At 36.4% G+C, this 9,083-nt stretch carries 6 protein-coding genes; 2 read left to right on the forward strand and 4 right to left on the reverse strand.

All coding sequences use genetic code 11. The features are described from left to right. Positions 1-325: 325 nt before the first annotated feature. Complete coding sequence (locus tag BZG01_RS11455) at positions 326-1,504, reverse strand: 3-deoxy-D-manno-octulosonic acid transferase (RefSeq protein WP_245870350.1); 1,179 nt, start codon at positions 1,502-1,504, stop codon at positions 326-328. 241 nt (positions 1,505-1,745) lie between these two features. Here BZG01_RS11455 and BZG01_RS11460 point away from each other — a divergent pair, with 241 nt between their 5' ends. Beyond that, the gene (locus tag BZG01_RS11460) at positions 1,746-5,150 is read left to right on the forward strand and encodes a hypothetical protein (protein ID WP_101309976.1); all 3,405 of its coding nucleotides are present in this window, start codon (positions 1,746-1,748) and stop codon (positions 5,148-5,150) included. A 165-nt stretch (positions 5,151-5,315) separates the two neighbouring features. Next, positions 5,316-6,452, forward strand: a complete 1,137-nt coding sequence (locus tag BZG01_RS11465; RefSeq protein ID WP_101309977.1) for a Fic family protein — start codon at positions 5,316-5,318, stop codon at positions 6,450-6,452. A 933-nt stretch (positions 6,453-7,385) separates the two neighbouring features. Here the strand turns inward: BZG01_RS11465 and BZG01_RS11470 are convergent. The 3 genes from BZG01_RS11470 to BZG01_RS21560 form a co-directional block, all read right to left on the reverse strand. Next, positions 7,386-7,931 carry an REP-associated tyrosine transposase gene (locus BZG01_RS11470; protein WP_101309978.1) on the reverse strand — a complete coding sequence of 182 codons (546 nt, stop codon included), beginning with the start codon at positions 7,929-7,931 and terminating at the stop codon, positions 7,386-7,388. A gap of 213 nt (positions 7,932-8,144) precedes the next feature. Further along, the gene (locus tag BZG01_RS11475; protein ID WP_143470889.1) at positions 8,145-8,588 is read right to left on the reverse strand and encodes a hypothetical protein; all 444 of its coding nucleotides are present in this window, start codon (positions 8,586-8,588) and stop codon (positions 8,145-8,147) included. Between the two features lie 153 nt (positions 8,589-8,741). After that, the coding region (locus BZG01_RS21560) for a transposase (RefSeq protein ID WP_483868504.1) at positions 8,742-9,083 on the reverse strand (342 nt) is incomplete at its 5' end.

Here is a 9,083-nt window from a genome sequence, read left to right on the forward strand (position 1 = left end):
TGCCCCTTTTCAACAGAGCAAATTTTGTAGTATGCAAGGTACACAACTTGATAACACCGAGCAATATTATTATACAACTTTAAAATAAAGTTATCCACAAAAGCATGTTAATAGATTCATCTACAGACATGTAACTTTAATAAAAAAGTGAAAAGTTTTCAAAAAAGAAAATATCTGATAAAATTTACTTAAAAAAGCAATTGGTATTCACAAGCATTTTCGTCACCAAAAAAGCACTTTTAATAAAAACAAGTTTACAAAACGCGGCACCCTCAACAAACATTGAGTTTTTAAAAATCAAACTAATAATTTGGTTCAGTTAGGATTAAATTACGGAAAGAATTTGAGCACTTGCTCCTCTTTTTGAGTCGACGTATTTTTTTGATTTATCACCGGAAATTCGTCGCTCCTTTTCATTTTCAAAATAGTTATCTAAAAGAATCTGCAACTCTTCATATTTTTCATAAGAATATGAAGCTCCCAATTCTATCAGATCTTTTGCCTCTTGAAATTTATGGTAATTGGGACCAAAAATAATAGGCAAACCAAAGGTAGCGGCCTCTAAAGTATTGTGAATTCCACGACCAAAACCACCTCCGATATATGAAACATCACCATATCGGTACAAAGAAGAAAGAACGCCAATGCAGTCAATCACCAAAACTTCGGCCGTTTCAATTTCCTCTTTTGAGGCATTCGTGTATCGAACCCAAGGTTTATTAATCTGATCAACAATATTCTTTATATGGCTCTCGTCAACCTCGTGAGCAGCAATAATGTATTTGTAGTTGTTTTTAGAGGTATTGATATAATTAATCAGGAATTCTTCATCTTTTGGCCAGGTGCTGCCTGCAATTAAAACCAATCTCCCTTGACTAAAACCCTCCACTTTGGGTAATGTCTTCGATCCGGTGGCAATTGAATACACTCTATCGAATCGCGTATCGCCTGCTATCGAAACATTCTTAAAACCAATACCTTTCAATAAATCTTCCGACTCCTGATTCTGCACAAAAAAATGAGTGAAAGCGGATAGCATTCTTCGGTAAAATCCGCCCCAAGGCTTAAAAAACAGTTGCTTGGGTCTGAAAATAGTTGAGAATATATAGGTTGGAATATTTCTTTTTTTCAGCTCCTTCAGGTAATGATACCAGAATTCATATTTAATGAAGAATGCCATTTTGGGATTTACCAAATCGACAAACTTTCGTGCGTAGGAAGGAAAATCAGGCGGCAGGTAGAAAATAAAATCCGCGCCAGCGTAATTCTTACGAACTTCGTAACCCGAAGGAGAAAAAAAGGTGAGTACTATTTTATATTCCGGATGCTCCTCTTTGAACTTTTCGATGACCGGTCGGCCCTGCTCAAATTCGCCCAATGATGCAGAATGAAACCAAACCAAATTTTCTTGCCCCTTAACTGCGTCTTCAATTTTTGAAAACAAATTCTTTCTGCCATCCACCCATTGCTTTGCTTTTGGATTAAAAAAAGCTGCAATTCGCACTGCCAAAACATAGAATTGTATCGAAAGGTTGTAAAAGAGAACCATAATTGAAATTTGTTACTGTTAACCGGAATAGCTTCCTTATATTTATTCTCTGCAAAACTAATAATTTTAGGTGTAGGATTTCGTTTTAACACCAAGCGATTTCATTTTTACAGATCGGAACCCATTACTAAAATAGATATATACTCATTTGAGATTCCAAGTCCTCTTTATATTGCTGATTTTATCTGGTTTTAAAATGCTTGGTCAAACTCAAAGCAATTTAAGAAGCAAGATCGTACATCTTACTCAGGATACGATTCAATTGGATTCGATGATGATATTACCGGGAACCGTAAAAGTGTATCAGCAAAATGAACTGGTAAACAAAGATTGGTATCAGATAATTGTTGGCAAAGGAAGTTTTATTCCTTCGCAGGAACTGAAACAAAAAAGCGAATCGGTTAAAATTGAATACCGCGTATTCGATTACAACATAACAAAGCCAAGATACAACCGGGATTTATCGCAATTAAATCTTTCTGGTGATAGGCGACACAATACTTTCGCAATAAATTCTTCCTACAAAAGAAGAGAATCTTTCTCGGGCGGACAATTGGAGAAACAGGGCAATTATACCCGCGGTATCTCTTACGGCAACAATCAGGATGTGGTGGTCAACTCGAACCTGAATCTGCAGCTATCAGGCAAACTAACCAATGATGTAAGCATTTTAGCTGCCATCTCCGACAACAACATCCCCATACAACCCGACGGAAACACGCAAACCATAAATGATTTTGATCGGATTTACATTCAATTGTACGATGACACCAAAGAGCTCACTTTGGGCGATTATGAGGTGCAGTCGCCAACTGGGAAATTCATGCGTTTTAATAAAAAAGTGCAGGGAGGAAAATTCTCCGGTCTGCTGGCAAAAGGAAAAAAGAGTAAAACCGAATTCCGATCGACCATTAGTGCCTCAATCGCCAAAGGAAAGTTTAATAGAATGGAAGTGCAGGGCTCGGAAGGAATTCAAGGACCTTACCGGATGATTGGCGCCAACAACGAAAGCTATATTATTGTTTTGGCGGGTACCGAAAAAGTTTTTGTGGATGGAAAGCTTCTGAACAGAGGAGAACAAAACGATTACGTGATTAATTACAATACTGCGGAACTTTCATTTACCACAAAACAACCGATCACCCGAAACTCCCGAATCATTATTGAATTTGAATATTCGGAAGAAAACTATTCGAGGTATTTGCTTTTTAACAGCAACGAACTGAAAACAGGAACAGGAAAATTCTGGTTCAATTTCTATCACGAACAGGACAGCAAAAGTCAGTCTATCGATCAGTCGTTAAGCGATGAAAACAAACTACTGCTTAGTACTATTGGAGACAATCTGGAATTAGCGAAGGTTCCCAATGTTGAAGAAGTTGACTATTCGAACGACTTTGTTTTGTACAAAAAAATCAAGCGAAGCATTGAGAACATTGAATACGACGTTTATCAATACTCCACCAATGCCGACAGTGCCATTTACCGGGCCAACTTTTCTTTTACAGGAGCAAATAACGGAAACTACCAGCAAGTAAATGGTGCTGCCAATGGTCGGGTTTACCAATGGATTGATCCGGTAAACGGAGTTCCGCAAGGAGAATTTGAGCCGGTAGTACAATTGGTCGCTCCACAAAAACAACAAATGTATTCCTTTGGCGGCGATGTGAACCTGACCGAAAAGCTGAATTCGAAATTTGAATTGGCGCTGAGCAATCGTGATCTGAATACCTTTTCTTCACTTGACGATGGTAACAATCAAGGCATTGCTGTGGATTTTTCGCTGGAGAAAAATTCCAACTTTACGGATACTCTTACACTTCTGAAAACGAAACTGAGTTTTCACCATATCAACCAAAACTTTTCGGAAATAGAGCCATTCCGATCGGCAGAATTTAAACGGGACTGGAATTTACAGGATGACTTTACGGATTCGAATGAGAATTTTTATTCGCTAAGCAACGTTTTTTCGAATCAAAACTGGGGACAGGCCGGATACGAATTCTCTGTTTTGAAAAAGGACAGCGATTATCAGGGAAACAAACATTCTTTGGGTTTGCAGTTTTCAAAAAAGAATCTGGCAATAGATTTTACAGGAAATGCTTTGGCTACCGATCAGGAAAGCCTTGAAACAAAATTTTACCGGCACCAGCTCAACACATCTTACTCACTTGGCTTTGCAAAAATTGGTATGCAAACCGAAAGCGAAAACAATCAGTGGGAAGATAAAACCACACATGATCTGTTGGCAAACAGCTCTTCTTTTCATTCCTATAAAGTATATATTACCAACCGTGATTCATCCGAGAATCAATTTCAGACCTACTACCAGAAAAGAAAAGATTTTCTGCCCAAGGCAAATGACCTGAAGGCACAAAGCGAATCGCAGGATTTTGGGGCACAAGTCTGGCTGAAGAAGAACCGGAAAAATCAGCTGAAAATAGAAACGATTTACCGAAAACTATCGATTCTGGACAACAGCTACACCGACGAGAAGCCCGAAAACACTTTTTTAGGAAAACTGGAACATCAGGCACGAATTAAAAAAGGATTGCTGCAAACTTCGACCTACTACGAACTGGGATCGGGTTTGGAAAGCGAAAAAGAATTTTCTTTTGTGGAGGTAAACGAAGGACAGGGAATTTACCGCTGGACGGATTACAACGGAAATGATGTGAAAGAGATTAACGAATTTGAGATTGCCAGTTTTAAAGATGAGGCCAATTACATTCGTGTGAGCACCAATACCAACAATTATCAAAAGGTGTTTACCAGCGAATTCCGGCAGACATTCAATTTGCGATTGAGTCAAATTAAATCGAAACAAAAGTTCGTCTCTTTTTTGAAACGATTCAACAACCGCTTTGCCTACCGCATTTCGAAAAAGAGTTTGGTAAATGATTTTAATTTGTATGCGAATCCTTTTCTGGCGCATGCTTTCAACGAAAACCTCATCACCATCAATTCGAGTTTTCAGAATACCTTATCGTACCGCAAAGCCAAATCGAAAACCAATTGGGACATTATTCATTTAAGCAGTAACGGAAAACAATTGCTTACCCAGGGTTTTGAGCGCCGAAAATTTATGCAGAACGGATTTCGTTTTCAGTGGAAAATTGGAGATTCGAACCAGTTGAGCAACCGAACCGATTTTGGCGAAAAGAACCTTAACAATGAATCGTTCGCCAATAAAAATTACTCTTTGCAGGAAATTAAGAACGAATTAAAGCTTCAGTTTCAGCCAACACTGGCCTTTCAGTTCGGATTGAACTACACCTACAACAGCAAGGAGAATGATTTAGCCACCGAAAAATCGACCACGCACAACATAGGTGCCGACTGCCAGTATTCTTTGGCAAAAACAGGTAAATTAATGGCAACTGTTAATTTTTTGATGGTTGATTTTAATGCCGAATCGAACAGCTCGATAGCCTACGAAATGCTGGAAGGTTTTTTACCCGGCAACAACACAACCTGGAGTCTGGGATACAACCAACAACTAAGCAAACTATTTCAATTGAGCGTTTCGTACAACGGCCGCAACAGCGAGGGTGGCAAAACAATTCATGTGGGCAGTATGGAAGTGAGGGCTTCTTTTTAGAGGATATTTCTTTACCTATCAATCAGGATTGAAAGTAGTGGTTAAATTATACTCAAAAGTATAGATTCAGTGTAAAAGTAAAAATACAGAATCCTGCATTTTCATTTACTGCATTTTTTGAAAATATAAAATTGTATATTTGCATATATACGAAAAAATAAGAATATGGATTTAAGTAATTTCGTTTCTGGTAAACACATAAAACAAATAGAATACAAATCATTTTCTCCAGAAAAAATTAACCATGAATGGATAATATCTACTCCTGAAGTAAATAAACTTTTGGCAGAAGCAAATAGGCTAATTGGTGAATTAAACGCCTTTTCCCAAATTATTCCTGATGTAGACTTCTTTATTAGTATGCATATACTAAAAGAAGCAACAACCTCAAGTCGGATTGAAGGAACAAAAACGAACATGGAGGAAGCTTTAATTAAAGAGGAAGACATTAATCCAGAAAAAAGAGACGATTGGTCTGAAGTTCAGAATTATATAAAAGCAATAAATACATCTATTAAAGAATTAGAAAAACTTCCTATTTCTAACCGATTAATAAAAAACACCCATAAAATAATATTATCCGGTGTTCGCGGAAAACACAAAATACCCGGTGAGTTCAGAACCAGTCAAAACTGGATTGGAGCAACACTTAAAGATGCCATATTCATTCCTCCTCATCATTCTGAGATAATTGAATTAATGAGTGATTTTGAAAAATTTCTGAATGATGAAGAAAATCATATACCACATTTAATTAAAATCGCGATAGCACATTACCAATTTGAAACAATTCACCCTTTTTTAGATGGAAATGGCAGGTTAGGAAGACTTATCATTACTCTTTATTTAGTGAGTAGCAATGTATTAAAGAAACCATCTTTATACTTATCTGACTTTTTTGAAAAGAATAAAGGTTACTATTACGATAATCTAATGACGGTTCGAACGAACAGTAACTTAATACAATGGATAAAATTTTTCTTAGTTGGTGTCATCGAAACTTCAAATGGATCAATTCAAGTATTTAAAGATATTATTACACTTAAAAATAAAATTGAAACAGAAAAACTCCCAAAGCTTGGAAGTAAAATTGAAAAAGGACAACAACTAATAAAACAACTTTTTCAAATACCAATAATCGATTCAAAACAAGTTTCTGAACTATTACAGATCTCACCATCGACGGCCAATAGATTAATTAAAGATCTAATCGATTTGGAGATACTCTCAGAATTAACTGGATATAAACGAAATCGTAAATTTATATTTGCTGAATATTTTAATATATTTCAAAATAAATAAGGATAACATACAATCCCACAACAACAACAACAACAACAACAACAACAACAACAACAACTAAGCAAACTATTTCTATTGAGCGTTTCGTACAACGGCCGCAACAGCGAGGGTGGCAAAACCATTCATGTGGGCAGTATGGAAGTGAGGGCTTATTTTTAGGGCTTGTGCCAAAATACCGAATTTATGTCTTGCTAATTGCCACAAGTTGCAGATTTTCAGAAGATAGAGCCTTGCTTGTAAGTACTCCTTTTATCCTTGTTCCTTGCTGCTTTGTACCTGATACTTGTTTCTTTATCCTTGTTCCTTCCCACTTTCTCCCTTGTTATGCCCGGTTTATCCGCTTTCAACATCAGTTTTGGGATTACCGGTGGCGCACAATTGCAAACTTGCGCCGGAAAGCCTTAGACTTGTGGCGGAACACTTCAGACTTATGCCGGAAAGCCTTAGACTTACGCCGGAACACTTCAAACTTACGGCGGAACGCTTCAAACTTAGGGCGGAATACTTCAGACTTACGGCGGAACACTTCAAACTTGTGGCGGAATGTCTTCTCCTGAAATAGCTTGACAGATTATTACTTAATTTATGATAGTAGTATTGTTCTTTAATCTATCTACGGTTGAACAAATTTATAAAAATCTTTTTACTGCTATCTTAACGGCAAAAGATTCTTATTTCTGATCCGGCATTACAGTTTCAGAGATAAGCCTAAAATTGTAATCCAAGAGTCTCTTAATTTCTGAAAATTCATACTTTCTTCAATTTTATTCCTGATTTTCCATTACGCCTTTTTCAGGTATTCCTGAATTTTGTTTCTTGGTAAATTGTCTCTTTTTCCAATGTTTCTTAAGGCTGCCTGTCATTTGATGCGCTTGGCTTGGAACCCCTGCTAGCGCGAGCTTGCAGCTCGTGTTCTACGAAGTAGTTAAAACGCTACAATATTTCAACTGGAACCTGTCCTACTTCTCCAGCATAATTTATAGCACTACTGTATTTCCAGTGATGTGCCTCTTTTACAAAACCTGCTTCCATAGGATTATTGTGAATGTAATCTAATTTTTGAGAGATTACTTTACTACTCCACAATTCGATGGGTTTGTTATTTTGTTGCCAGAATTGGCGGTTTTTTACATTGCTATTCATTTTTCCTGCACGCTCCATCATCCAAAGCATCCATTCTTTTCTACTTTCTTGTGGATTTTCTTCAATTAAGCTTTGAAGGTATTTTGATGAATAGGTTTTAAACTCTTTTATAATTTTACCCGGATCAGAATTTTGAGCATTAAATATCAAATGTATATGACTAGGCATAATGCAGTAAGCATAAATAACCATTCTTTTATTTTTGCAACAATACTCTAAACTCTTGGCAACAGCAGCAAAATATTGTTCTCGAACAAAAATATCAATCCAATATACTGTTGCAAAGCTAACAAAGTACAGGCCTTCTTTGTTGTAAAACTTATATTTTCGGCTCAAATCCTATAAAAATTTAATTGTCAGCCTAAGGTAAACAAAATTCAATTAACTTAATATTATTCCTATTGCTGGAACATTTAAAGTATTACTGCTCCGCAGAATACGAGCTGCAAGCTCGCACTAGCGGGGGAAAAAGCCTTAACTTAATGACATTGAGCTCGCACTAGCAGGGATTCTTGCCACAGCGGGGGAACTATAACCTTACTTCTAAGATTATGCATTTCTCCACATGCGAACTATCTCAGCACCACCACCTAATACAACCCATAAAACACAAAACAAGAATAAGGAAAGTAATAATATATTGTCTTTAATTATTAAAGTATTGTCAATAACTAATTTTTGCATATTCTTAAACTGCTGAACTATAGTGTAAGTAATCTTAACTCTTTTTCCAATAGGTTTCATTTTAATAATCTCTTTTTGATAACTAGGCACATCAGTTCCATATTCTGTAGAGTCTGATAAAACAATAAATAGGGTCATACTTGATGCACTTCCTTTTCCTGCAACATGAATTGATGTCTCTCTTTTATAAACATCTACTATTGTACCTTCTACTCTATTGAAATTGAGAAAATTTGGAGGTAAAACCCACATGCCTAAAAAAAATCCCAACAAAACCCCAAGCCACCAATGATCTTTAATAAATTTCATCTGTAGCATTCTAATAAACAATTCCCTCATCATTGAAAATAGTTCTTAATTTATTAATTTCTGTAGTACTTTTATCTCTATTCAAATACTTATCAATATAAGGACCCTGCTAGCGCGAGCTTGCAGCTCGTGTTCTACGAAGTAGTTAAAACGCTACAATATTTCAACTGGAACCTGTCCTACTTCTCCAGCATAATTTATAGCACTACTGTATTTCCAGTGATGTGCCTCTTTTACAAAACCTGCTTCCATAGGATTATTGTGAATGTAATCTAATTTTTGAGAGATTACTTTACTACTCCACAATTCGATGGGTTTGTTATTTTGTTGCCAGAATTGGCGGTTTTTTACATTGCTATTCATTTTTCCTGCACGCTCCATCATCCAAAGCATCCATTCTTTTCTGCTTTCTTGTGGATTTTCTTCAATTAAGCTTTGAAGGTATTTTGATGAATAGGTTTTAAACTCTTTAAGAATTTTACCCGGATCAGAATT

The sequence above is a fragment of the Labilibaculum manganireducens genome (assembly GCF_002843385.1).
In the GTDB taxonomy this organism is placed as follows: Bacteria; Bacteroidota; Bacteroidia; order Bacteroidales; family Marinifilaceae; genus Labilibaculum; species Labilibaculum manganireducens.